Source organism: Tsuneonella aeria, assembly GCF_009827495.1.
Taxonomy (GTDB): Bacteria; Pseudomonadota; Alphaproteobacteria; order Sphingomonadales; family Sphingomonadaceae; genus Tsuneonella; species Tsuneonella aeria.
Genome location: NZ_WTZA01000002.1, coordinates 57927 through 81211, shown reverse-complemented (window position 1 = coordinate 81211; position 23285 = coordinate 57927). Strand labels below are relative to the sequence as shown.

The following is a 23285-nucleotide window of genomic DNA, read 5'->3' as shown; positions in this document are numbered from 1 at the left end:
CTCGCCCTTACCCACTTACGCTTGACCACTAGTTTCCCTTCCGGAATCCCCCACCATCGCAGAGAGCCTCAGGCTATCAAGATAGTCGCTCCACCATTGGGCCATTCGAACGCGCTCATCCCAATGCTGGCCACGATGGTAGATTCCACGCACCACGTTTGAGTCTTGGTGTGCAAGGGCCCGCTCGATGGCGTCGTGGCTCCAAAGGCCGGACTCATTGAGCAGCGTGGACGCCGTTGAGCGCAGTCCGTGTGCTGTCATCTCTTCGCCTGAATAGCCCATGCGACGTAGCGAGGCGTTGATAGTGTTCTCACTCATCGGACGTTTTCGGGTATGCATGGCGGGGAAGACGTAGCCAGCCATTCCCTGCAGTCCAGCCCACTCCTTCAGCATCGCCAGGACCTGGCGCGACAAGGGGACTGCGTGATCCCTGCGGGACTTCATTTTGCCAGCGGGGATCCGCCACACTGCTCTCTCGAGATCAAATTCAGACCACTCGGCGTGGCGCAGCTCTCCAGGCCTGACGAACACATGCGGCGCCATCCTGAGCGCGTACATGGTCACATGGTTGCCCTCGTACGCTTCGATGCTTCGTAACAGTCCACCAAGCTTAGCGGGATCGGTGATAGCGGGGTAATGCCGTACCACGGGAGCTGTAAGAGCGCCCTTCAGCGGTGCGCAGGGGTCGTGTTCTGCCCGCAGAGTGGCAACAGCGTAGCGGAACACGCGGCTCGCGAACGAGCGCGCTCTCCGAGCTGACTCTCGCCTTCCGCCTCGTTCGATTCTCTTCAAGGCGACCAGCATCTCGTGCGGTGTAATTTCCGCCACCGGCCGTTGGCCGATGTCGCGGTTGAACAGAGAGATGAACCAGTTCGCCTTTACGAGCGTGGCCGTCGCGAACCCCTCGGCCTCGCATTTCGCGACATACTCTTGAGCGACCTTTTCGAACGTGTCGCCAGCACGAATGATAGCGTCGATCTTCGCCTGCCGCTTGTTCCTTGCTGGATCACCGCCCCTTCCAATCTCGACTCGCGCTTCATCCCGCCGAAGGCGTGCCTCCTTGAGAGAGATTTGTGGATAGGCGCCGAAGCTGAGCTTCTGCTCCTTGCCTCGGGCTCGGTACTTAAACCGCCAGAGTTTGGAACCGCTCGGCCGGATCAGCAGGTAGAGGCCATTCCCGTCGGTAAGCTTCCACTCTTTATCCCGCGGAATTGCTTGCCGAATTTCCAGGTCAGTCAGTGCCATTGGGGGCCTCACCTTCAAAACAGCGCTGTGAAGGCCCTGCAAACTCGGGGCCTTTGCCGATTGAGGCCACCAAAGGCCCCCAAATCTCAGCAAATCGAGCTGAACGCTAACGGCTCGGATGAGGCCATTTTTGGCAGATTTCTGCGGGTTTGGGAAGCACCGGCGGCCATCGCCGCCGGAACAAATGGTGCCCAGAAGAGGACTCGAACCTCCACGCCCTTGCGAGCGCCGCCACCTGAAGACGGTGCGTCTACCAATTCCGCCATCTGGGCACGGGGCAGTCGATCGAAACAATCGGCTGCCGGGTAGGGGCGCGCCGATACGAAGGGGGCGCGCGGTTGTCAACGCGCGTTTCGCGTGGCGGTTGCGGTTGGGCGCGCTTTGCGGCAGGGCGACCGCAGTATTTCGGCATCATCAAGGATTGAGGCGATGGCGCGGCGGGATCCGCTCGACGGCAAACTGGTGACGATCGTCGGCGGGAGCGGCTTCCTGGGCGATCACGTGGCGCAGGCGCTGCTGCGGCGCGGGGCGCGCGTGCGCATCGCGAGCCGCGAGCCGCACAAGGCGTTCCGCCTGAAACCGCTTGCCCAGCTCGGCCAGCTTCAGTTCACGCGGTGCGACGCGACGCAGGCTGACAGCGCCGCGGCGGCGGTCGCGGGATCAGACGCTGTCGTGAACCTCGTCGGCACGTTCACCGGTGACATGACGAGGACCATCACGGGAAGCGCGGGAAACGTGGCGCGTGCCGCGCAAAGCGCGGGATGCGCGGCGATGGTCCATGTCAGCGCGATCGGCGCCGATGCCGATTCGCCCGCGACTTACGCCCGAGCCAAATCGGAGAGCGAGCGCGTGGTCCTGGGCGCTTTTCCCACCGCGACTATCGTGCGCCCGGGCATCCTGTTCGGCGAGGATGACAATTTCATCCAGATGTTCGCTGGCCTGATCGCGGCATTGCCGATCCTTCCAGTGTTCGGGCCGGAGGCGCAGATACAGCCCCTGCTGGTGGACGACGCGGCCGAGGCGATTGCGGCGGTTCTTGCCGATCCTGCGCGTCACGGCGGCAAGACGTTCGAGATTGCCGGCCACGAGCCGATGACCATGATGGCCCTTCACCGCAGCATCGCGGCCGCCCAGAACCGCAAGCGCACCTTCCTCCCGATGCCGGACGCAGCGTCGGCCCTGTTTGCCGCGCTGCCGGGGACACCGATGAACAGCGACCAATGGACCCTGTTGAAGCACGGCAACCGGCCGTCGGGTACGCTGCCCGGCCTGGAGGCGCTCGGCATTGCGCCCCGCCCGATGGGCCTGTTCCTCGACCGCTGGATGACGCGGTATCGCCGGCGCGGGCGCTTCAATGCGAAGCTCGCGAGCTAGCCCGCCGCCGGGGGCGCGGTCCCTTCGTCGGCGAGCAGGGTCAGTGGCTCGACAACCAGAGTGCCGCCGTCGAACCCGGTGATCCGCACCCTCTCGCCCGCGGCAATCTCGGGTCCGCGGGCGGGCCATTCGCTATCGCCCTGGCGGATGCGGCCTTCCCCGTGCACGATCGCCGCGCTCACCACGCCGGTCTGGCCGACCAGCCGGCCGAGCCGGTTGTTCATCAGCGGATCGCTGCTTTCGATGGGACGGTCGCCGTACATCCGGCGCGCCGAATAGACGAAGATCAGTGACAGGGAGACGAACTCGACGATCTGGAGCGGCAATCCGACATCAAACAGTAACGCCAGCAGCCCCGTGGTGACGGCCGCCAGCGCGAACCACAGCAGGTACACGCCGGGGATCAGCATCTCGAGCGTGGCGATGATCAATCCGAAGGCGATCCACGCCCAGTGCGGCTCGATCCCGTCGAAGAAGTTCATCGCCTGCTATCCTTTCAAGGCGTATTGCTGCCGCCGGCGGGCGGAACGGTCGATCGGGGGAGCGCGGTGCGCTGGCGCTGATCGGCAACCTGCACGCCGCTGCTGCCCGAGCCTGCCCCGGCGCCATCGCCCGATTTTACAACCTCTTTCACCAGTTCGCCGATCCCGCCGAGCGAGCCGATCAGCTGTGTGGCCTCGACCGGGAAGAGGATCGTTTTCGCGTTCGGGCTGGTGGCGAACTTGCCCAGCGCCTTGGTGTATTCCTGCGCGATGAAGTAGTTGATCGCCTGGTTGCCGCTCTGCGAGATGGCGTCGGACACCGCGCGGGTCGCCTCCGCCTCTGCCTGGGCGGCGCGCTCGCGCGCTTCGGCATCGCGGAAGGCCGCTTCCTTCTTGCCTTCGGCTGAGAGGATGGCGCTCTGCTTTTCGCCTTCGGCGCGCAGGATGCGGCTCGCCCGTTCGCCTTCCGCCTCGAGGATTTCGGCGCGCTTGAGACGCTCGGCCTTCATCTGCCGGGCCATCGCTTCCGAAATGTCCATCGGCGGGCGGATGTCCTTGATCTCCACCCGGGTGATCTTGACGCCCCAGGGCGAGGTGGCGTGGTCGACCACGCCGAGCAGCCGGGCGTTGATTTCGTCGCGCTTGGACAGCGTTTCGTCGAGGTCCATCGAACCCATCACGGTGCGCAGGTTCGTGGTCGTGATCGCCATGATTGCGCCGTAGAGGTTGTGGACTTCGTAGGCGGCCTTGCCGGCGTCGAGGACCTGGAAAAATACCACCGCATCGACGCCGACCATCGCGTTGTCGCGGGTGATGATTTCCTGCCCCGGGATGTCGAGCACCTGCTCCATCATGTTCACCTTCTGCCCGACACGATCGACGAAAGGCGTAATGATGTGGAGACCCGGGTCCGCCGACTTGGTAAATTTGCCAAACCGTTCAATGGTATAGACATACCCCTGGCGCACCACGCGCACGCCGGTCAGTATGAAGATGACCAGCAGCGCCAGCAGCGCGATCAGCGTGTAACCCATGTTCCGTTTCTCCCTGCTGGGCGCATCGTAGCCATGGCGCGCCGGCGGGCAAGGGCGTCACGACCAAAAAGCGCCGGCCGGAATCGGCGCGCAAAACCGTGCAAAGAGAATTCTTAATCGCGCGCGTAAGGCGCTGCATCCCTGCTGCACGGTTTCCTGCGACGTTCATCGACCATCCAACGACGCCCGTCGACCCGCGCGCGCCATCGGCGCGGCCACGACTACAAGTGTTTTCATCAGGGTTGAGGGAAAGAGTCGCATGAAATCTGCCGCCGCCGCGCTGTCGTTACTGGCCGCTACGGCGCTCACCGCGCCCGCTTTCGCGCAAGGCACCGAAACGGGTGACGCGCCGCCGCCGACGCCGAGCGAGGTCACGACCCCGGCCGCGCCCGAGGGCCGCCAGGTCTATACCCCGGCAGACTTTGCCCGCTATGCCCCCAAGACCGCGGGCGACATGCTGGACCAGGTCCCGGGCTTCAACATCCGCAACAGCGAGACCCTGCGCGGGCTGGGCCAGGCGACGGGGAACGTCCTGTTCAACGGACAGCGCCCGTCGACCAAGTCCGACGACATCGGCACCTTGCTGTCGCGCATTCCCGCCGCGACTGTGGAGCGGATCGAGATCGTCGACGGCGCGACGCTCGATATCCCGGGCCTTTCCGGCCAGGTCGCCAACATCGTGTATACGTCCGCCGGCCTCAGCGGCCAGTTCAGCTGGGCCGCCGGGCTGCGGGCGCACTACGCCGACCCGCTGTTCACGCGCGGCGGGGTCTCCGTCAGCGGGCGGAGCGGCGCGTTGGAGTACGAAGTCGGGCTCGACAACACGCAGGCGGGCCGCAGCGCGGCCGGCGGGCCGACCGTGATCTACAACGGGCTGGGCGCCATTGCCCAGCGGCGCAGCGATGTCTGGACCAACAACTTCGACGCCCCCAAGCTGTCGGGCAAGCTGACCTGGAACGGGGCCGGCGGCAGCCTGGCGCATCTCAACGGCCATTATCAGCGCATCTATGAACGATATGACGAGCGGGGCGAGCGTACCGCCCCTGGCCTGCCCGACGAACTGCGCACGGTGCGCGACCGCAGCGAGACGTGGAATTACGAAATCGGCGGCGATTACGAATTCGGCGTGGGCCCGGGCCGCCTGAAGCTGATCGGCCTGCGCCAGTTCAGCCACGAGCCATACCTGCAGGAGGTGGTCAGCGACTTTGCCGATCCGGTGCCTTCCATCGGCGACGGATATGCGCAGACCGGCGACCTTGCCGAGACGATCGGCCGGGGCGAATACAGCTGGAAGATGTTCGGCGGCGACTGGCAATTGTCGGCCGAGGCCGCGTTCAATTCGCTCGACAACGTCGCCAGTGTCGCCGCCCTGGGCCCGGACGGCAGGTTCGAATACGTCCCCTTCCCAGGCGGAACCGGGGCGGTGAAGGAAGACCGGTACGAAGCGCTGCTGAGCTTCGGCCGCCCGCTGACGAACACCCTGTCGTTCCAGATCGTCGGCGGGGCGGAGCATTCGACGATCACGCAGAGCGGCGCCAATGGCCTCACCCGCAGCTTCTTCCGCCCCAAAGGCACGCTGTCGCTGGCGTGGAAGCCCAGCGACACGTTCGACGCCTCGCTGAAGATCCGCCGGCGGGTGCTGCAGCTGTCGTTCTACGACTTCCTCGCCCGCGCCTTCCTCAACGACGACAACGTCAATTCGGGCAACACCGCCCTGCGCCCGCAGCAGGACTGGAGCTACGAGGGGGAGATCAACAAGAAGCTGGGCCCCTGGGGATCGCAGCAGTTCCGCTTCGTCTATCGCGACGTGTCGGATTACGTCGACATCATCCCCGTGCCCGGCGGGGAATCGACCGGCAATATCGCCAAGTCGTGGGCGGCGGCCATCGTTTCGACCAGCACGTTCACGTTCGATCCCCTCGGCCTCAAGGGCCTGAAGCTCGACATGACCGGGGTATTGCAGACATCGCGGCTGCGCGATCCGTTCACCGGCGAAATGCGGCAATGGAGCGGGTTCACCACCCGCCAGCTGTACGGCACCCTGCGGTATGACATGCCGGAAACGGACTGGGCGTTCGGCGCATCGGCCGAACACAATTACAACAAGCCGCGCTATCGCAGCAATTCGGTCGACCGGGTGTGGGAAGGCCCGTGGTGGGCGAGCCTGTTCGTCGAGCACAAGGACCTGTGCGGCCTGACCGTGAAGGCAACGGCCGGCAACCTGCTCAATGCCCGGTCCAGGCGCGAACGGATATTCTATACCGGCCTACGCGGAGACTCCCCGATCAGCTCCATCGAGAGCCGCGACCGGCTGATCGGGCCGACCTTCACCCTGTCGGTGCGCGGCAACTTCTAGCCGCCGGCGAAGGACGCGTCTGGCTAGAGCGTTCGGCCGTAGAGGGCGAGCAGGCGTTCCCACGCGCGTTCGGCCTGGACGGGATCGTAAACCGGGCTGTCGGGCACGCACCAGCCGTGGTCCGCCGGGTACACCTCGATCTCGGCCGCCGCGCCCACGGCGCTGGCCGCCTGGCGCAGGATGGCCTTGGCTTGCGGCTGCTTGGCATCGTCATCCTGCGCGATGGCGATGAGGTAGCCGGTTCCCTTTTGCAGCATTCGGTGCGGGCTGGTCGGCGCATCGGTGGCAAGGCCGCCTCCGTGGAAACTGGCCGCCGCCCTGACCCGCGCCGGCACCGCGGCCGCGCTGTAGACGGTGTACGGGCCGCCCATGCAGTAACCCTGGTTGCCGATCGCGCGCCGGGTATCGACCGCCCGCTGGCCATCGAGCCACGCGACCAGCGCCCGGGCATCGCGGGTCACGGCATCGGGCGCGGTCGCCTTGCTGCGCCAGGGGCCGACTTTCTCGAAGCCGCCACCGGAACGGAACGCGGCGAAATCGGCGAACTGCGGCGCGGGCAGATCGCGGTAATAGGGATTGGGCACGATCACGGCATAACCGCTTGCGGCCAGACGCCGGGCCATGGCCATCTTCACTTCGCGCAGGCCCGCGATGTCGGGCCACAGGATCACCGCCGGCGCCGCCTTGGCCGGGTGGACGAAGAACGCGTCCATCGCGCCGTCGGGCGTGGTCACCGTCACCATCCGTTCGGTCAGGCCCACCGCGGCACCATCGATCGCGGTGCAGGCGGCCAGCCCGCCGATCGCGCCCACGGCGGCGAACTGCCGGCGGCTGACGCCCTTCCTTTCGAACCCGGCAAGATCGGTTTCATCGCACATCGCCATTCGCCTCCATCATCCCCGCCTCCCATCATCCCCACATCTGGCGGCAGCCTAGCACTCGCTTCCCGCCGGTCCAGCGCGATCCGCCGCAATCGCCATTGGCGCGGCGGACGGGCGTGTTAGGTTGCATGGCACAACCGGAAACGATTCGCGTGCCCACACGCCAGACTTGGGAGAAATGACCGTGACCCAGACCTTTGCCTGCCTGATCGATGGCGAACTCGTGACGACGGGCGAGACGATGGACGTGGTGAACCCGGCCAACGAACAGGTGATCGCGCGCGTGCCGGCGTGCGGCGAGGCGGAGCTCGACCGCGCGGTTGCGGCCGCCCGGCGCGCGTTCCAGACCTGGCGCAAGACCCCGGTGGAAGAACGCCGCCAGGTGATCCAGGGCATCGCCGCCGCGATCAAGGACAACGCGGACGAACTGTTCCGCCTGCTCACCAGCGAACAGGGCAAGCCGCACAGCCAGGCCCAGATGGAAATCTTCGGCGCGGCCGGCATGGCGGCGGCGCAGTCGACCCTCAACCTCGAGGAAGAGGTGAACGAGGACAGCGACCAGCGCCTCAGCCGCACGCGCAGGGTGCCGGTGGGCGTGGTCGGTGGCATCGTGCCGTGGAACTTCCCCGTGATGATGGCGATCCAGAAGATCGTGCCCGCGCTGCTGTCGGGCTGCACCATCGTGCTCAAGCCATCGCCCTTCACCCCGCTCACCACGCTGCGCATCGCGGAGCTCATCAAGGACGTGGTGCCCGCCGGAACGGTCAACATCATCACCGGCGAAGACAGCCTGGGCCCGCTGATCACCGCGCACCCCGATATCGACAAGATCACCTTCACCGGCTCCACCGCCACCGGCAAGAAGATCATGGAAGGCGCCTCGAAGGATCTGAAGCGCATCACGCTGGAATTGGGCGGCAACGACGCGTCGATCGTGCTGCCCGATGCCGACGTTGCGAAGGTGGCGGAACAATTGTTCTGGTCGAGCTTCTCCAACGCCGGTCAGATCTGCGTCGCGGCCAAGCGCATCTACATCCACGAGGATATCTATGACGAGTTGAGCCAGGCGATCGCGGACTATGCGAAGAACGTCACCGTGGGCGACGGGGCGCAGCAGGGGACGGGCGTCGGCCCGATCCAGAACAAGAAGCAGTTCGACCGGGTGTGCGAGCTGATCCAGGACGCCAAAGACAACGGCTACAAGTTCCTGGTGGGCGGCGATGTCGATCCGTCCGGTTCGGGATATTACGTGCCGATCACCATCCTCGACAACCCGCCCGAAGACGCGCGCATCGTGGCGGAAGAACAGTTCGGGCCGGTCATGCCGCTGATGAAGTTCTCCACCACGGAAGAGGCGATCGCGCGCGCCAACGCCTCCGAATACGGGCTCGCCGGCGCGGTGTGGACCGGGGACACGGACAAGGGCGTGGAAGTGGCCGAACAGCTCGAAACCGGGACGGTCTGGGTCAACGAATACCTGCACCTGTCGCCGTTCACGCCGTTTGGCGGGCACAAGCAGTCGGGCTTCGGCACGGAATACGGGATCGAGGGGCTGAAGGAATTCACCTACCCGCAGGTCATCACGGTGAAGAAGAACGCCTTCGCCTGACCTGTCCGGAGACGGGACTCCGCGCGGCCTTTTTGCGGGTTTCCGCAAGGCCGCGGGGCGCGTAACGTCGCGCGGGGGGGGAGGATGCGGCATGGATGAGCGCGGCAGTAATGAGCAGGACAGGATCGCGCCGGACATGTTCGGGGCGCTCGTCGGCTGGAGCCACGAGAACCTGGGCGACAAGGTCATGGTCAAGCTCCAGTCCACCCGCACGCACCATCTCGAACCCGATGGGCCGCTGGACGAATTCCGCTATTTCATGACCAAGAACCAGGCGGTCGTGCTGGCGAACTACCTCTATTCGATTTCCGACCGTCTGCCGCAGCCCCGCCAGCGCCGCTGGCGCTGGTTCCGCTGACGCGGGCCCGGGAGGGATTGCAAATGGCACGCGTGATCGGACTGGGCGGACTGTTCTTCAAGGCATCGGACCCGGCGGCGACGCGTGCGTGGTATGCCGACGTGCTGGGCATCGAATTCGAACCCTGGGGCGGTGTCGTGTTCCTGCCGGCCGATGCCGCCGCGCAGCCGGGCGCCGGCACCGTGTTCAGCCCGTTCAGCGCCGACACCGGTTATTTTGCGCCGTCGGACGCGCCCTTCATGTTCAACCTGATGGTCGACGATCTCGAAGGCGTGCTGGCACGCGCGGCGCGCCACGGCGTTCATCCCGTGCTCCGCACCCCGGGCGAGGCGAACGGCGATTTCGCCCACATCATGGACCCCGACGGGCGCAAGATCGAACTGTGGCAGCCCAGGCCGATGGCGTGAGCCGCGTTCCGCCCGCGGGCTAGCGGCGGCCGAGCGCCGTCTCGCACTCGCGCATGAGCTGGTCGATGATCGCGGCCACCGGCTCCTCCTGCTTGACCATGCCGACCGACTGGCCGGCCATCAGGCTGCCGTTCTCCACGTCGCCGTCGATCACCGCCCGCCGCAGCGCGCCCGCCCAGTAATGCTCGATCTGCAGCTGCGCCTCGGCCATCTCCAGGCTTTCGCTGTCGAGCAGGCCGGCGACTTCGCGCTGCTTGGCGGTGAACAGATCGGTGCCCTTGTTGCGCAGCGCGCGGACCGGGATCACCGGCAGGCGCGGATCGACCTGCACGCTGGCGACCGCGTCGCGCGCGTTGGCGCGGAAGAACGCCTGCTTGAAGGCGGGGTGCGCGATGCTTTCCGTGGCGCACGCGAAGCGGGTGCCGAGCTGCACGCCGACCGCGCCCATTTCCAGGTAGCCGGCGATCGCCTCGCCCCGGCCGATGCCGCCGGCCACGAACACCAGGTGATCCTCGGCCAGTTCCGGCAGGAATTCCTGCGCCAGCACGCTGGTGGAGACCGGCCCGATATGCCCGCCGGCCTCCATCCCTTCGATCACCAGCGCATCGCCCCCGCTGCGCAGGAGCTTCTTCGCCAGCGCCAGCGTGGGGGCGAACACCACCACCTTCGCCCCGAAGGCCTTGATCGCCTCGACGCTGCCCTTGGGCGGGATGCCGCCCGCCAGCACCACGTGGCCCACCGCGTGCCGCCCGCAGACCGCGACCAGGTCCGTAAGCTGCGGGTGCATGGTGATGAGGTTGACGCCGAACGGCCTGTCGGTGAGCGCCTTCGTGGCGGCGATCTCCGCATCGAGCAGTTCGGGCGTCATCGCCCCGCAGGCGATCACGCCGAAGCCGCCGGCGTTGCTGATCGCCGCGACCAGGTTGCGTTCCGACACCCAGCTCATCGCCCCGCAGAGGATGGCGTGCTGCGAGCCGAGAAAGTCGATCCCGCGCTGCATCAGCGCGGCGGTCCTGGGGTAGAAGGTCATGCGGGGCGGTTAGATGGACGACGGCAAGCGGACAAGGCCCTCGTCAGGGATGACGTTCAAGAACGATATCCCGCCGCGCAACCAGCACACCGTCGCTGTCGCGGACAAGTGACACGATTCCGCTGCCGCCACGCAGCTCCTGTGCCTGCCGATAGGCGGCATCGACCCCGAACTCGCCGTCGAACACGATGTCATCGACATAGTAGGGCCGCCTCCCGGGCTCGCCTATCATCAGGTGGATGTGTGCCGGCATTGTCATGTCGGGGTACGGCGCGGGTTTGATAGTTTCGAACCGGTAGCGGCCCTGTCCGTCGGTGCGAACCCAGGCGCGCAGGCGACCGTTGCGCCGGCTCCATTCGCTCTCGTCCGTTCCATTGGCGTACAGGCCTGCCGCGTTGGTCTGGTGCAGGTAGATCACCACCCCTTCCTGCGGCGTCTTGCCGTCGGCGGCGAACACGGTGCCAGTGGCGACCAACCGTTCGCCCGGCTCCTCGGGCCCGGCCACCCGGGCCGTCGAAGTGAGCGAGTCCGCGGGGCGTTCATGGACGGCCTCGCAGCCTTCGCAGGCGTAGGGGTCGGCCCGCGCCCCCTGTTCGGCCGTGGCGTGGCCTGCCGAGCACGCAACCAGGGCGGCGATCCGCAACAACAACGCGAGAGTTGTCCTGTCGGCAGTCATCTGGAATCGTCCCTCGTTATGGAGTCCCATCGCTATACCCGGCCGGCACGCATCCTGCACTGGGCCGTGGGCGGGCTCGTGCTCGGTCAGATCGCGCTCGGCTTCGTGACCGATGCCGCCCCGCGCGAGCGGGCGGAGAGCCTCGGGGAGCTCCATGCCGAACTGGGCTTGCTCATCCTCGCCTTGATGGTCCTGCGGCTCAGCTGGCGCCTGGCAGCGCCTCCGCCGCCGCTTCCAGCCACGGTGGGACGGTGGAACCGGCTGATCGCCGCCAGCGTGCACCGCCTGCTCTATTTGCTGATCTTCGTGATGCTTGGCAGCGGTCTGACCGTCTGGATGTGGATCGGCGGTCCTCTCGACTGGTTTGGAGTTGTGTCGTTCTCGCTGCCGGACCTGTCGAACGCGGACGAGTTCTGGCTGTCGCTCGCCGGCTACACCCACGAATATGGCGCGATCCTCATCAGCGGGCTCGCTGCTCTCCACATCAGCGCCGCCCTGTGGCACGAGCTTGTCCTGCGCGACCGCTTGATCCGCGATCGCATGGTGTAGCGCGTTCCTGTCCTCCCGCTCCCCCACTCCGCCGGGTCAGGCGGCGTCGTCCACCTGGTCGAGGCCGTAGGCGGTGTGCAGCACGCGGACGGCGAGTTCGGTCTCGTCCTCGTCGATCATCACGCTGACCTTGATCTCCGACGTGGAGATCGCCTGGATGTTGATGCCGCGTTCGGCCAGGGCCTTGAACATCGTGGCCGCGACGCCCGCGTGGCTTTTCATGCCGACGCCGACCACGCTGATCTTGGCGATCTTGCTGTCGGTGATGATGCGGTTGAAGCCGATGTCGTCGCGGCGGTCCTCCAGCAGGGCCTGGGCGCGGGCGAGGTCGGCCATGGGCACGGTGAAGGTCACGTCGGTCTCGCCCTTGTCGCGGCCGACGTTCTGGATGATCATGTCGACGTTGATGCTGGCGGACGCCAGGGGTTCGAAGATATGGGCGACCGCGCCGGGCTTGTCGGGCACGCGGGTGAGGATCACCTTCGCTTCGTTCTTGTCATGCGCGATACCGGTCACGAGCTGGCGTTCCATGTCGCCGTTCTCCACTAGCTGATTCATTTCCGCTTCGGACACGATCATCGTGCCGGGCAAATCATCCGCGGGCACCGCATCGTCGCCGATGAAGCTGGACAGCACCTGCAGCCGCACCCCTTCCTTCATGGCGAGGCCGACGGACCGGGTCTGGAGCACCTTGGCCCCGACGCTGGCGAGTTCCAGCATCTCTTCGTAGGTCACCGCCTTCAGCTTGCGCGCCTTGGCCACAATGCGCGGGTCCGTCGTGTAGACGCCGTCCACATCGGTATAGATATCGCAGCGGTCCGCCCCGATCGCCGCCGCGATCGCCACGGCCGACGTGTCGGAGCCGCCCCGCCCCAGCGTGGTCACGCGCCCGTCGTGGCCGACGCCCTGGAAGCCGGGGATCACCGCGATCTCGCCCGCGGCCATGCTGGCGACCAGCGCATCGGAATCGATGTCGTCGATACGCGCCTTGGCGTGCGCCTCGATCGTGCTGATCGGCAGCTGCCAGCCGAGCCACGAGCGCGCCTTGCACCCCACGGCCTGCAGGGTGAGCGCCAAAAGGCCGCTCGTCACCTGTTCCCCGCTGGACACGACGACATCGTATTCGGCCGGGTCGTAGAGCGGGTTTGCCTCGCGGCAGAAATTGACCAGCCGGTCCGTCTCGCCCGCCATCGCGCTGACGATGACGGCGACCTCGTTCCCCCCTGCTGCCTGCTTGCGCACGATATTGGCCACCCGGCGGATGCGCTCGGTCCCGGCCATCGACGTGCCGCCGAATTTCATCACGATCCGCGCCACCGTGCCGCTGCTCCTGCTGGAAGTGCCTGGGGCGCGCTGTTACGGTTCGCGCATGAACGATGCAACAGCCGCCGCCGATATGAATACTTCGAGCCGCACAACGATCCGCCCTGATGAGGCGGCGCATTTCGGCGCGATGGCGCGCGACTGGTGGGATCCGAAGGGTTCGTCCGCCATGCTGCACCGCCTCAACCCGGTGCGCCTCGCCTTCGTCCGCGCGGCGATCGACCGGCACTGGGGCGTGGACCCGGCCGGCATCCGCCCGCTCGCCGGGCGCAGCGCGCTCGATGTCGGTTGTGGCGCGGGCCTGCTATGCGAGCCGCTCTCGCGCCTGGGCGCGGACGTGACCGGGATCGACGCGGCGCCGGAAAACGTGATGGCCGCCGCCGCCCATGCCGAAGGGGCGGGCCTGCCGATCCGCTACATGGCGGGGGAGGTCGGCACGCTCGACATCGGCACGTTCGATCTCGTCACCAGCATGGAAGTGATCGAGCACGTCGGCGACAAGCCCGCGTTCGTCGCCGCGCTGGCGGATCGCCTGGCGCCGGCCGGCAGCAGCGACAGCGGCAGGGGCGGGCTGATGATCCTCTCCACGCCCAATCGCACGCCGCAATCGCGCCTGCTGCTGGTCGGCGCGGCGGAGGCGGCGGGCATGATCCCGCGCGGCACCCATCACTGGGAAGATTTCGTCACGCCCGCCGAACTGTCGGACCTGCTGGCCGCGGCAGGCCTCACGATGGGCACGCCGCAGGGCATCGCGTTCGCGCCCGCGAAAGGCCTGCACCTGTCGCAGGACCTTTCGCTGAACTACATCGTCACGGCCGTGCGGAACGCCTGAGCGGAACCGCGAGCGCCGGATCGTCGGTGAACACCGCGTCCACCCCGGCTGCCGCGAGGATGCCCCAGGCCGCGGCATAGTCGCCCACCCCGCCTTCGGCCGTGCCGCGCCGCAGCGCCGGCGGGAGGAAGGCGTTTTCCTTGCGCAAGGTCCAGGCGTGGACCTGCAGCCCGGCGGCCTTCGCCTGTTCGACCAGAGGGGTCGCCGCGCCGTTCGCGCCGACCACCAGCCGCGTGTCGGCGCCCACGGCATCGGCATAGGCCGCGATCGCCGCCAGCCCGCTCGGCGTGATCATGTCGGTATAGGCCATGCCGGGTTCGTCCGCCGGGCCGCCATCGGCAGCCACGAGCTGCACGAGGCGGGCGTCGAGCAGCTTGTCGAGGCGCTGCAAGGGCGCGACCTCGAAGCTCTGGATGAACAGCGGCGCCTGCTTGCCGTCCAGCCCTTCCTTGCGCACCGCCGCCACCAGCAGGTCGACGACGTCGATGCCCTGTTGCAGCAGGAACGCCGGATGCTTCAGTTCAGGGTAGAGGCCGACGCGGCGGCCGGTTTCGGCCTCCTTCGCGCGGACCAGGGCCACGATCTCCGCAAAGGTCGGCACCTGGTAGAGCCCGTCGTACCGCGCGCTCGCAGGGCGCAGCGTGCCCAGCCGTTCCTTCGCGCGCAAGGTCCGCAGTTCCGCCAGGGTGAAATCCTCGGCGAACCAGCCGGAGACCCTGCGCCCCTCGATCTCCTTCGTGCGCCGGCGGTCGGCGAATTCGGCGCGGCTGGCGACATCGGTGGAATCGGCCAGCTCGTTCTCGTGCCGGGCCACCAGCACCAGATCCTTCGTCACCACCAGGTCGGGCTCGATAAAGTCCGCGCCGGCGTCGATCGCCCGTTCGTAAGCGGCCAGCGTATGTTCCGGCCGCTCCCCGCTGGCGCCGCGGTGGGCGATGACAAGCTGGGCCTGCGCCGGGATGGCGAGCGTCAGGGCGACGAGGGGAATCAGGAAACGCATGGCGCCTTGTTGCACGGTCTCGATGAACCTCACCCTTGCCTCCTCTGCTCCAGCGCTTCGGCGATGATCGCGCGGACGCTGGCCTCGCGCGTGTCCCAGTCGCCCGAGATCGTGCGATAGGGCACGCCGGTTTGCACCAGCAGGTCTTCGGCGAGCTGCGCGAATTCGGCGCGCGATTCGCCCGTGCCGAAGAACCGCGTGCCGTCCTCCACCCACGGAACGTCGGGCGCGAACAGGAGGTAGAGATCGGCCTTTTCGCAGGCGAGCAGCTCGGCCGGCACCCGCCCCAGCAACATGCCCGCCCAGGCGGCGGTCATCAGCGGATCGGTGTCGATCAGCAGCAGCGCGGGATCGGCCGCTGCGGCTTCGCGGATCAGGCGGTCCTGTTCCGCGCCGATCGCCAGCAGGTCGGCAAGGCCGAACCTGATGCCGACGTTTTCGGCATAGTGGCGGCCGAATTCGGTCACCAGCGGACAGTGCCATTCGGCCGCCAGCTTTGCCGCCAGGACCGACTTGCCGGTGCTTTCCGCACCGTGGAAACAGACCTTCATGCCCCCGCCCCTTCCCTTCGCGCCGCGCGCGTCCATGTCCTGAGGCCCAATACCGACAGCACCAGAAACGCAACGTAAAGCGCCGCCAGCACGTGCAGGTCGCGCATCAGGTAGAGCCCGATGGCCAGCACGTCGACCGCGATCCACAGCATCCAGTTTTCAATCCGCCGCAGCCCGAGGAGAATTTGCGCCGTGATGCTCATCCCCGTCACCGCGCTGTCGGCCATCGGCAGGGCCGCATCGGTCCAGCGCCCGAGCGCCAGGCCCAGCGCGACGCTGACCACGGCGGTTGCCGCAATCCAGCCGATACGTGCCGGCCAGCCGAGCCAGCCCACGGGCACCACGGTCCCGCCGCTGCCCGCGCGCCGGGCGCGGGTCCACAGGTACCAGCCCCAGGCGTTGACCACGAAGAAGAACACCTGCAGCCCGGCTTCGGCGTAAAGCCGCGCTTCGAACAGCACCACGCCGATGCAGGTGACCATCGCCATCGCCGCGGGGAAATTCCACACCGACCGCCGCACCAGCAGCACGATGTTGACGAGGCCGAGCAGCGCCCCGGCGATTTCGAGCGGGTCCACCCCCGGTCAGCCCAGCTGCGCGCTCCATTGCGCCTCGTCGAAGCCGACCAGCAGCCCGCCTTCGCTTTCCACCACGGGGCGCCGGATCATCGACGGGTTCGCCGCCATCAGGCGAATGGCCTTTTCATCGTCGAGCCCCTCCTTCTGGGCGGGCTCCAGCTTGCGGAACGACGTGCCCTTGCGGTTGAGCAGCTTTTCCCAGCCGACCGCCTGGACCCAGCCACGCAAGCGATCCTGGTCAGCGCCTTCCTTCTTGTAGTCGTGGAACACGTAGGCCTGCCCGTTCGCATCGAGCCAGGCGCGTGCTTTCCTGACCGTGTCGCAGTTGGGAATGCCGTAGAAATGAAGCGTCATCGTTCCTGCCCCTCGAACCGGTGAACCCGCGGCGCATCGCACGCGAACAGGGTGTAATCGGCGTAATAGTGTGTGCGGCCCTTGTGCTGGACCGCGCGGTGTTCGGCAAGCCGCCCCCAGGCGCGGGCGCTCGCCTCGTCGTCCCACTCGCTGATCGCGACCACTTCGCCATCATCAGCGGTGTAGGACTTGAACGCGCGGTAGCCGGGTTGCGCCGCCGCCATTTGCGCCATCGCCGCGGCATCTGCGGCATAGGACGCGGCGTCCATGTCGGCGCGCTTGCGATTGCGGAAAACGACGAGGAACATCAGCCGATTCGTTCCCTTTTCACGGTCCCTCGACAGGGCATTGGCAGGGGCAAGCGCACCAGGATATTCATCCCGCCTGGTGCGCGTCCGCGATGGCGACCGCCAGCGCGTCGGCGGCATCGGCGCCGGCCACATCGGCCCCCGGCAGCAGGATCTTGAGCATCGCCTGGACTTGCGCCTTTTCCGCCGCCCCCGTGCCGACGACGGCCTTCTTGACCAGCCGCGCGGCGTGTTCCCGCACCGGCACCCCCGCCCCGCCGCAGGCCGCCAGCACCGCGCCGCGCGCCTGCGCCAGCTTGAGCGTGGACTGGGGGTTCTTGTTCACGAACACCTCCTCGATCCCCACGCGGTCGGGCGCGTACGTAGTGATCAGCGCGGCGACCGCGTCGTGGAGGCGATGCAGCCGCTGCGCGATCGGCGCCTTGGCGTCCGTCGGCACCTGCCCGTTGGCCACGTGTGACAGGCGCGATCCTTCGCTGCGGATCACGCCCCACCCGGTGCAGCTGAGCGAAGGGTCGAGGCCGAGGATGATCACGCCGCCTCCACCCCTGCCGGCCAGGTTCAGCCGAGCTTCTCCATGATCTCGTCGCTGACCGCGTAGTTGCCCCACACGGTCTGGACGTCGTCATCGTCTTCCAGCGCGTCGACCAGCTTGAACAGGGTGGCCGCATCCCCTTCCGCCACATCGACCATCAGGTTGGGCTTCCACGCCAGCTTGACCGATTCCGGTTCGCCCAGCGCTTTTTCCAGCGCGCCGGCGACTTCGTGCAGCGACTCCATGTCGGTCCATACGGTGTGCCCGTCCTCGCCGCTCTCCACGTCGTCGGCGCCCGCTTCGATCGCGGCTTCCAGCACCGTTTCCTCGTCCCCCGCGGTGGCCGGATATTCGATCTGGCCGCGGCGTTCGAAGCCGTGGCTGACCGCGCCGCTGGCGCCCAGGTTGCCGCCGTTCTTGGCAAACGCGGTCCGCACGTTGGTGGCGGTGCGGTTACGGTTGTCGGTCAGCGCCTCGACGATCAGGGCCACGCCGCCCGGGCCATAGCCTTCGTAGCGCACTTCCTCGTAATCCTCGCCCCCGGCAGCCGCGGCCTTGTCGATCGCGCGCTGGATGTTGTCCTTGGGCATCGACAGCGATTTTGCATTGTTGACGGCCAGCCGCAGGCGCGGGTTCATGTCCGGATCGGGCGTTCCCATCTTGGCCGCCACCGTGATTTCGCGGGACAGCTTGGAGAACTGCGCCGAGCGCTTCTTGTCCTGCGCGCCCTTGCGGTGCATGATATTTTTGAACTTGGAATGGCCTGCCATAAAGTCCGTTCTTGCTGACGTGGATTGAGGGACGGGGGGCGCATTAGCCGCATGAGCGGGCAACCGACAAGAGCCGGGCCATCGCCGGCGCCGACAAATGCAGCGCGGCGCCTGCCGCTGCCGGCGACGTGGCGCCGCTTCGGCGCGTTCCTGCGCCGCCCGGTGCTGCCGGATCGCGCCGACCTGTCGCCCGGCCCGGCGGCGCGCGCGGTGCTGGTCCTGTTCGCGCTGGACCTTGCCCTGATGGCCGCCGTGCTGGGCGGGATCGGGCTGGCGAGCGCGCTGGGGCTGGAGCTGCCCGATCACCTGCTGAACGGCTTCACCCTCACGCCGATCATGGTCGCCTTCATCGTCGCGGGCGCGCCGATCGGGGAAGAGATCGTGTTCCGCGGCTGGCTGTCCGGGCGGCCCGGGCATATCCTGGCTGTGCTGGCGTTGCTGGCCGGCGCGGCGGCGATCGTGCTCTATCCCGGATCGCTGCTGGCGGGCGGGGCGCTGGCGGCGGCGTTCGTTTTGGCGGGCGCCTTGCTATTCGCGCTGCGCAAGCGGCCGGCGCTGGGCGCCTTCCAGCGCCATTTCCCGTGGTTCTTCTACGCCAGCGCGCTGCTGTTCGCCGGCGTCCACCTCAGCAATTTCGCCGGTGCATCGCCGGCGCTGCTGCCGCTGGTTCTGCCGCAGTTCGTGCTTGCGCTGCTCCTCGGCTACCTGCGCGTGCGCCACGGCCTGCTGGCGGGGATCGCGCTGCACATGCTGCACAACGCGCTGTTTGCCGGACTGATGCTGGCGGGTTCGGGCTGAACGCTCAATCCAGCGGAACGACCTTCCCGCCCTTCATCACGAAATCGACGTCTTCCAGCTCGCGCACGTTGGCCAGCGGATCGCCGCTCACCGCGATCAGGTCGGCCGGGCCGCCCGCCGCGATGACACCGAGTCCGGGCCGGCCGAGCGCTTCGGCCGCATCGACCGTGGCCGCGCGGATCGCCTGTGCCGGGGTCATTCCGGCTTCGACCAGCAGGGCGAATTCGCGGGCGTTGTCACCGTGGCGGGACACGCCGGAATCCGTGCCGAACGCGATCCGCACGCCGGCCGCGATGGCCCGGGCGTAGCTCGCTCTTGCCGCGGCGGCCGCCTCGCGCGCCTTGGGCACGACGGCGGGCGGCAGGCTGCCGGCCTCGGCCTGTTCGAGCGCGGTCGCCGGCGCCAACATGGTCGGCACCAGCCAGGTGCCGCGATCCTTCATCAGGCGCACCGTCGCATCGTCGAGGAACGTGCCGTGGTCGATCGTATCGACGCCCGCCTCCACCGCGGCGGCGGTCCCTTCACGCGCATGGCTGTGCGCCGCGACCTTGCGGCCCAGGCCGTGCGCGGTGTCGATCACGGCGCGCATCTCGTCACGCTCCATCGCCCGGCCGAGCCCGCCCGAAACGTTCGACAGGACGCCGCCGGTGGCCATGAACTTGATCACCTGCGCGCCCTTGCCGACCTGGCGGCGCACGGCGCGCCGGCAATCGTCCGGTCCGTCGCAGGTGTTGTCCACATCGTCGGCAACGGCGTGGGCGATGTCGGAAGACAGGCCGTTCCGCGGATCGCCATGCCCGCCCGTGACGGAGATCGGCTCGCCCGCGTTGACGATCGTCGGCCCGTCTACGTCGCCGCGGTCGATCGCGTCGCGCAGCGCGCGAATGCCGCGGGCAAGCCCGCCCAGATCGCGCACCGTGGTGAAGCCGGCCTGCAGCGTACGGCGGGCATTGCCCGCGCCGTAGAGCGCGTCATCTTCCGTTTCGGTGTTGATCGCCAGCATGCGGGCGCGCATCGGGTCGCCGCCGATGCCGAGAAGGTGGACGTGCATGTCGATGAGGCCGGGAAGGACGAACCTGTCCTTCAGGTCGACGACCCTCGCCCCCGCCTCTGCCGCGACGTGGCCGTCGCGAACCTCGGCCACCTTGCCGCCGCGCACGATTACGGTGGACGGTCCGCGCGGGGCCTCGCCCGGCCGGTCGAGCAGGCGGCCGGCGTGGATGTAGGTCACGCCGGTCCCGTCCTGCACCTCCTGCGCGTGCGCCACCGCGATCGGCGATACGGCCGCAAGTGCCGCCAGAACCCAGGTCTTCATGTCATCCCCTCCCCCAGATCGCGTCATATCGCGCTATTGCGGGCGAAGGGATAAAGTCGGGACGGGCCGCTGGCAATCGCCGCTAGCCGTTGACGATCGTCCCTCCGTTGGGATGAAGCACCTGGCCCGACATGTAGCTGGAATCCTCGCACGCCAGGAACAGGAACGACGGGGCGACTTCGTTCGGCTGGCCCGGACGGCCGATGGGAGTATCCTCGCCGAAGGTCTTGAGCTTTTCGGGCGTGGCCCCGCCGAACGGGTTGAGCGGCGTCCAGATCGGGCCCGGCGCCACCGCGTTCACGCGGATGCCGTCGCCGATCAGGTTCTCGCTCAGCGAGCGGGTGAAGGCGGTGATGGCGCCCTTCGTGCTCGAATAATCGAGCAGTTCTTTCGAACCCTGGTACATCGTCACGCTGGTGCAGTTGATGATCGCCGCGCCTTTCTTCAGGTGCGGCCGCGCGGCCTGGACCAGGTAGAACATCGAGAAGATGTTGGTCTGGAACGTGCGCTGGAGCTGTTCCACCGTGATATCGGTGATGTCCTTGTCGGGGTGCTGCTCGCCGGCGTTGTTGACCAGCACGTCGAGCCGGCCCCACTTGTCGACCACCTGCTTGACGAGGTCCTTCGCGACCTGGGGATCGCCCAGGTCCCCGCGATGGATCAGCGCCTCGCTCCCCTCGTCGGCGATGCGGTCGGCGGTGAACCGCGCGTCGTCGTCTTCTTCCAGGTGCGAGATCGCAACCCTGGCGCCTTCGCGCGCGAACAGGACCGCGGTCGCCCGGCCGATGCCCGAATCGCCGCCGGTGACGATGGCGACCTTGCCCTCCAAGCGGCCGGAGCCGGGGTAGCGCGGCTGCCATGCGGGCTTGTCGTCCATCTGCGATTCGTGGCCCGGCATCCGGGGTTCCTCGCCGGTCTCCTCGACGAAGGCCTTGTCGACGTCGGTGGTATCGCTCTGCTTGGTCATCGGTGAATTCCTTTCACCGAAGCCAACCCGGCCCGCGGGCGCGCGTTCCGGCGCGCGGGTCGATGTCAGCCGAGGCCGAGCGCGTTCTTGTACACTTCCAGGATGGTCTCCATCTCGGCCCGGTCGTCGGGCTTCATCTTCCGCAGGCGCACGATCTGCCGCATGATCTTGGCATCGTAACCGACCGCCTTCGCCTCCGCATAGACGTCCCGGATGTCGTCGGCGATGCCCTTCTTCTCTTCCTCCAGCCGCTCGATGCGTTCGATCAGGAGGCGCAGGCGGTCGTCGGTGGCATCGGCCATTTCAATCAAGCTCCGGTAGATTTCGAGAATCGGTGGGGCGCTGCGCATAGCCAGCCGCCCGGCGCGGGTGAAGGGGGTGGCGGCGGGCGGGGAAAACTTCTCGGCCCAGCGCATCGCGCGCGGTTCACCGGCCCTGCGCTCCATTGCGCGGGGTTGTGTTGCCGGCTGCCCCTGCCATAGGCGCGTGCCATGCAGAAGCTCGAACCGCGCCAGCGCAAGGTCAAGATCCTCGCCACCGTCGGCCCCGCCAGCCGGTCCCCCGACATGCTCGAAAGGCTGCTGCGCGCAGGCGCCGATGCGTTCCGCGTCAACATGAGCCACGGCGAACAGGCCGACCACCTGGCCACGATCCGGGCGATCCGCGAACTGGAAAAGGCGCTCGGCCGCCCGATCGCCATCCTGGCCGATCTGCAAGGGCCCAAGCTGCGCGTCGGCACGTTCAAGGATGGCCGCGCGGTGATCCGCCATTCGGGCCACTTCACGCTCGACCGCAACCCGGCAGCCGGTGACGAGACCCGCGTCCACCTGCCGCATCCCGAATTGTTCGGGGTGCTGCACAAGGGCCAGCGCCTGCTCATCAACGACGGCAAGATCCGCCTGAAGGTCATCAGGGCCGATGCCGACAGCATCCTGTGTTCGGCCGAAGTCGGCGGCGTGATCTCCGACCGCAAGGGCGTGAACGTGCCCGACGCAGAGGTGCCGATCCCGGCGCTCACGGAAAAGGACCGCCGCGATCTCGCCTTCGCGATCCAGCAGGGGGTGGACTGGATCGGCCTCAGCTTCGTCCAGCGGCCGGAAGACGTGGCCGAGGCGCGCAAGCTGATGGGCGGCCACGGCGCGCTGTGCGCCAAGATCGAAAAGCCGATGGCGATCAAGCGGCTCGACGAGATCATCGAGCTGGCCGACGGCATCATGGTCGCCCGCGGCGACCTGGGCGTGGAGCTGGAGCCGCAGGAGGTGCCGCCGCTTCAGAAGAAGATCGTCAACGCGGCGCGCAACGCGGGCAAGCCGGTGATCGTCGCCACCCAGATGCTGGAATCGATGATCGAGAGCCCGACGCCGACGCGCGCCGAAGTCTCCGACGTCGCCAACGCGGTGTATGACGGGGCGGATGCCGTGATGCTCAGCGCGGAAACCGCCGCCGGCGCCTGGCCGGAAGAAGCGGTGACGATCATGGACCGGATCGCCGCCCAGGTGGAGCGGGACGAGGCCTATCTCGGTCGCGTGCGGTTTCTCGACACGCCGCCCGACCGGACCACGGCGGACGCGCTGAGCCACGCCTGCACGACGATTTCCGATACGGTCGCGATTCTCGGGATCATCGTGTTCACCGGGTCGGGCAGCACGGCGCGCCGGGTGGCGCGCGAACGGCCCAGCGTGCCCATGCTGGTGCTGACCCCGTCGATCAAGACCGCCCGGCGCACGGCCCTGCTATGGGGTGCGCATCCCGTGACCACGAAGGATATCGGCAGTTTCGAAGAGATGATCGCCAAGGGCAAGCGCATGGCGCTGCGCCATGGCTTCGGCGTGGCGGGATCGAAGCTGATCGCGCTTGCGGGGGTCCCGTTCGGAACCCCCGGCAGCACGAACCTGCTTCACCTTGTCACGCTTAGCGGGGACGAGCTTTCGCGGCCCAAGGCCGCCTAGCGAA

26 protein-coding genes and 1 tRNA gene are annotated in these 23285 nt (G+C 67.5%); 9 read left to right on the top strand and 18 right to left on the bottom strand.

Going from position 1 to position 23285, the window contains the following annotated elements:
- Nucleotides 1–15: 15 nt before the first annotated feature.
- Both GRI40_RS10890 and GRI40_RS10885 read right to left on the bottom strand, forming a co-directional pair.
- A complete protein-coding gene (locus tag GRI40_RS10890) occupies nucleotides 16–1245 on the bottom strand; it encodes a tyrosine-type recombinase/integrase (RefSeq protein WP_160611617.1) in 1230 nt (409 codons plus the stop codon).
- Nucleotides 1246–1430: 185 nt separating this feature from the next.
- Nucleotides 1431–1517: transfer RNA gene (locus GRI40_RS10885), tRNA-Leu, on the bottom strand.
- 157 nt (nucleotides 1518–1674) lie between these two features.
- On the opposite strand from GRI40_RS10885, the gene GRI40_RS10880 reads away from it, so the two are divergent.
- Nucleotides 1675–2619, top strand: a complete 945-nt coding sequence (locus tag GRI40_RS10880; protein ID WP_160611616.1) for an NAD(P)H-binding protein — start codon at nucleotides 1675–1677, stop codon at nucleotides 2617–2619.
- On the opposite strand, the gene GRI40_RS10875 is transcribed toward GRI40_RS10880, so the two are convergent.
- Entirely contained in the window at nucleotides 2616–3101 is a 486-nt protein-coding gene (locus GRI40_RS10875; RefSeq protein WP_160611615.1) for an NfeD family protein, read from the bottom strand. The two genes, GRI40_RS10880 and GRI40_RS10875, sit on opposite strands and share 4 nt — an antisense overlap.
- Nucleotides 3102–3115: 14 nt before the next feature.
- On the bottom strand, nucleotides 3116–4135 hold the full coding sequence (locus GRI40_RS10870) for an SPFH domain-containing protein (RefSeq protein ID WP_160611614.1): 1020 nt from the start codon (nucleotides 4133–4135) through the stop codon (nucleotides 3116–3118).
- Nucleotides 4136–4394: 259 nt separating this feature from the next.
- Between GRI40_RS10870 and GRI40_RS10865 the strand changes: the two genes are divergently transcribed.
- Nucleotides 4395–6491 (top strand): TonB-dependent receptor plug domain-containing protein, encoded by a 2097-nt coding sequence (locus GRI40_RS10865; protein WP_160611613.1) that lies wholly within the window; start codon nucleotides 4395–4397, stop codon nucleotides 6489–6491.
- Nucleotides 6492–6514: 23 nt separating this feature from the next.
- Here the strand turns inward: GRI40_RS10865 and GRI40_RS10860 are convergent, their stop codons facing one another.
- The gene (locus GRI40_RS10860) at nucleotides 6515–7369 is read right to left on the bottom strand and encodes a dienelactone hydrolase family protein (protein WP_160612055.1); all 855 of its coding nucleotides are present in this window, start codon (nucleotides 7367–7369) and stop codon (nucleotides 6515–6517) included.
- A gap of 181 nt (nucleotides 7370–7550) precedes the next feature.
- Here GRI40_RS10860 and GRI40_RS10855 point away from each other — a divergent pair, with 181 nt between their 5' ends.
- From GRI40_RS10855 to GRI40_RS10845, 3 genes are all read left to right on the top strand, one after another.
- The gene (locus GRI40_RS10855) at nucleotides 7551–8981 is read left to right on the top strand and encodes an aldehyde dehydrogenase family protein (protein WP_160611612.1); all 1431 of its coding nucleotides are present in this window, start codon (nucleotides 7551–7553) and stop codon (nucleotides 8979–8981) included.
- 91 nt (nucleotides 8982–9072) lie between these two features.
- The gene (locus GRI40_RS10850; protein ID WP_160611611.1) at nucleotides 9073–9339 is read left to right on the top strand and encodes a hypothetical protein; all 267 of its coding nucleotides are present in this window, start codon (nucleotides 9073–9075) and stop codon (nucleotides 9337–9339) included.
- Nucleotides 9340–9362: 23 nt separating this feature from the next.
- Nucleotides 9363–9746, top strand: a complete 384-nt coding sequence (locus tag GRI40_RS10845; RefSeq protein ID WP_160611610.1) for a VOC family protein — start codon at nucleotides 9363–9365, stop codon at nucleotides 9744–9746.
- 19 nt (nucleotides 9747–9765) lie between these two features.
- On the opposite strand, the gene GRI40_RS10840 is transcribed toward GRI40_RS10845, so the two are convergent.
- Together GRI40_RS10840 and GRI40_RS10835 are read right to left on the bottom strand one after the other, a co-directional pair.
- Nucleotides 9766–10776: an NAD(P)H-dependent flavin oxidoreductase gene (locus GRI40_RS10840; RefSeq protein ID WP_160611609.1), complete on the bottom strand. Its 1011-nt coding sequence runs from the start codon at nucleotides 10774–10776 to the stop codon at nucleotides 9766–9768.
- Nucleotides 10777–10819: 43 nt separating this feature from the next.
- Entirely contained in the window at nucleotides 10820–11452 is a 633-nt protein-coding gene (locus GRI40_RS10835) for a dioxygenase family protein (RefSeq protein WP_160611608.1), read from the bottom strand.
- An 18-nt stretch (nucleotides 11453–11470) separates the two neighbouring features.
- Here GRI40_RS10835 and GRI40_RS10830 point away from each other — a divergent pair, with 18 nt between their 5' ends.
- Entirely contained in the window at nucleotides 11471–12001 is a 531-nt protein-coding gene (locus tag GRI40_RS10830; protein ID WP_160611607.1) for a cytochrome b, read from the top strand.
- Nucleotides 12002–12037: 36 nt separating this feature from the next.
- Here the strand turns inward: GRI40_RS10830 and GRI40_RS10825 are convergent, their stop codons facing one another.
- Nucleotides 12038–13318: an aspartate kinase gene (locus GRI40_RS10825; protein WP_160611606.1), complete on the bottom strand. Its 1281-nt coding sequence runs from the start codon at nucleotides 13316–13318 to the stop codon at nucleotides 12038–12040.
- A 52-nt stretch (nucleotides 13319–13370) separates the two neighbouring features.
- Here GRI40_RS10825 and ubiG point away from each other — a divergent pair, with 52 nt between their 5' ends.
- Entirely contained in the window at nucleotides 13371–14156 is a 786-nt protein-coding gene (gene ubiG, locus GRI40_RS10820; RefSeq protein WP_160612054.1) for a bifunctional 2-polyprenyl-6-hydroxyphenol methylase/3-demethylubiquinol 3-O-methyltransferase UbiG, read from the top strand.
- On the opposite strand, the gene GRI40_RS10815 is transcribed toward ubiG, so the two are convergent.
- From GRI40_RS10815 to GRI40_RS10785, 7 genes are all read right to left on the bottom strand, one after another.
- Nucleotides 14134–15156 (bottom strand): glycerophosphodiester phosphodiesterase family protein, encoded by a 1023-nt coding sequence (locus GRI40_RS10815; protein WP_160612053.1) that lies wholly within the window; start codon nucleotides 15154–15156, stop codon nucleotides 14134–14136. The two genes, ubiG and GRI40_RS10815, sit on opposite strands and share 23 nt — an antisense overlap.
- 29 nt (nucleotides 15157–15185) lie before the next feature.
- Nucleotides 15186–15707: an AAA family ATPase gene (locus GRI40_RS10810; RefSeq protein WP_160611605.1), complete on the bottom strand. Its 522-nt coding sequence runs from the start codon at nucleotides 15705–15707 to the stop codon at nucleotides 15186–15188.
- Nucleotides 15704–16285 (bottom strand): nicotinamide riboside transporter PnuC, encoded by a 582-nt coding sequence (gene pnuC / locus GRI40_RS10805; protein ID WP_160611604.1) that lies wholly within the window; start codon nucleotides 16283–16285, stop codon nucleotides 15704–15706. Before pnuC ends, GRI40_RS10810 begins: the two co-directional genes overlap by 4 nt.
- Nucleotides 16286–16291: 6 nt before the next feature.
- Complete coding sequence (locus tag GRI40_RS10800; protein ID WP_160611603.1) at nucleotides 16292–16639, bottom strand: arsenate reductase; 348 nt, start codon at nucleotides 16637–16639, stop codon at nucleotides 16292–16294.
- Nucleotides 16636–16947 carry an antibiotic biosynthesis monooxygenase family protein gene (locus tag GRI40_RS10795; RefSeq protein ID WP_160611602.1) on the bottom strand — a complete coding sequence of 104 codons (312 nt, stop codon included), beginning with the start codon at nucleotides 16945–16947 and terminating at the stop codon, nucleotides 16636–16638. Before GRI40_RS10795 ends, GRI40_RS10800 begins: the two co-directional genes overlap by 4 nt.
- Before the next feature lie 67 nt (nucleotides 16948–17014).
- On the bottom strand, nucleotides 17015–17482 hold the full coding sequence (gene ruvC / locus GRI40_RS10790; protein WP_160611601.1) for a crossover junction endodeoxyribonuclease RuvC: 468 nt from the start codon (nucleotides 17480–17482) through the stop codon (nucleotides 17015–17017).
- Between the two features lie 26 nt (nucleotides 17483–17508).
- Complete coding sequence (locus tag GRI40_RS10785) at nucleotides 17509–18252, bottom strand: YebC/PmpR family DNA-binding transcriptional regulator (protein ID WP_160611600.1); 744 nt, start codon at nucleotides 18250–18252, stop codon at nucleotides 17509–17511.
- A 51-nt stretch (nucleotides 18253–18303) separates the two neighbouring features.
- Between GRI40_RS10785 and GRI40_RS10780 the strand changes: the two genes are divergently transcribed.
- Complete coding sequence (locus GRI40_RS10780; protein WP_160611599.1) at nucleotides 18304–19050, top strand: CPBP family glutamic-type intramembrane protease; 747 nt, start codon at nucleotides 18304–18306, stop codon at nucleotides 19048–19050.
- Between the two features lie 4 nt (nucleotides 19051–19054).
- On the opposite strand, the gene GRI40_RS10775 is transcribed toward GRI40_RS10780, so the two are convergent.
- The 3 genes from GRI40_RS10775 to GRI40_RS10765 all read right to left on the bottom strand — a co-directional run bounded on the left by GRI40_RS10775 (nucleotide 19055) and on the right by GRI40_RS10765 (nucleotide 21634).
- Nucleotides 19055–20365: a metal-dependent hydrolase family protein gene (locus tag GRI40_RS10775; protein ID WP_160611598.1), complete on the bottom strand. Its 1311-nt coding sequence runs from the start codon at nucleotides 20363–20365 to the stop codon at nucleotides 19055–19057.
- Between the two features lie 82 nt (nucleotides 20366–20447).
- Complete coding sequence (locus tag GRI40_RS10770) at nucleotides 20448–21332, bottom strand: SDR family oxidoreductase (RefSeq protein ID WP_202390328.1); 885 nt, start codon at nucleotides 21330–21332, stop codon at nucleotides 20448–20450.
- Between the two features lie 65 nt (nucleotides 21333–21397).
- The gene (locus GRI40_RS10765) at nucleotides 21398–21634 is read right to left on the bottom strand and encodes a DUF2312 domain-containing protein (RefSeq protein ID WP_160612051.1); all 237 of its coding nucleotides are present in this window, start codon (nucleotides 21632–21634) and stop codon (nucleotides 21398–21400) included.
- A 189-nt stretch (nucleotides 21635–21823) separates the two neighbouring features.
- Here GRI40_RS10765 and pyk point away from each other — a divergent pair, with 189 nt between their 5' ends.
- Nucleotides 21824–23281 carry a pyruvate kinase gene (gene pyk, locus GRI40_RS10760; RefSeq protein WP_160611597.1) on the top strand — a complete coding sequence of 486 codons (1458 nt, stop codon included), beginning with the start codon at nucleotides 21824–21826 and terminating at the stop codon, nucleotides 23279–23281.
- Nucleotides 23282–23285 lie beyond the last annotated feature (4 nt).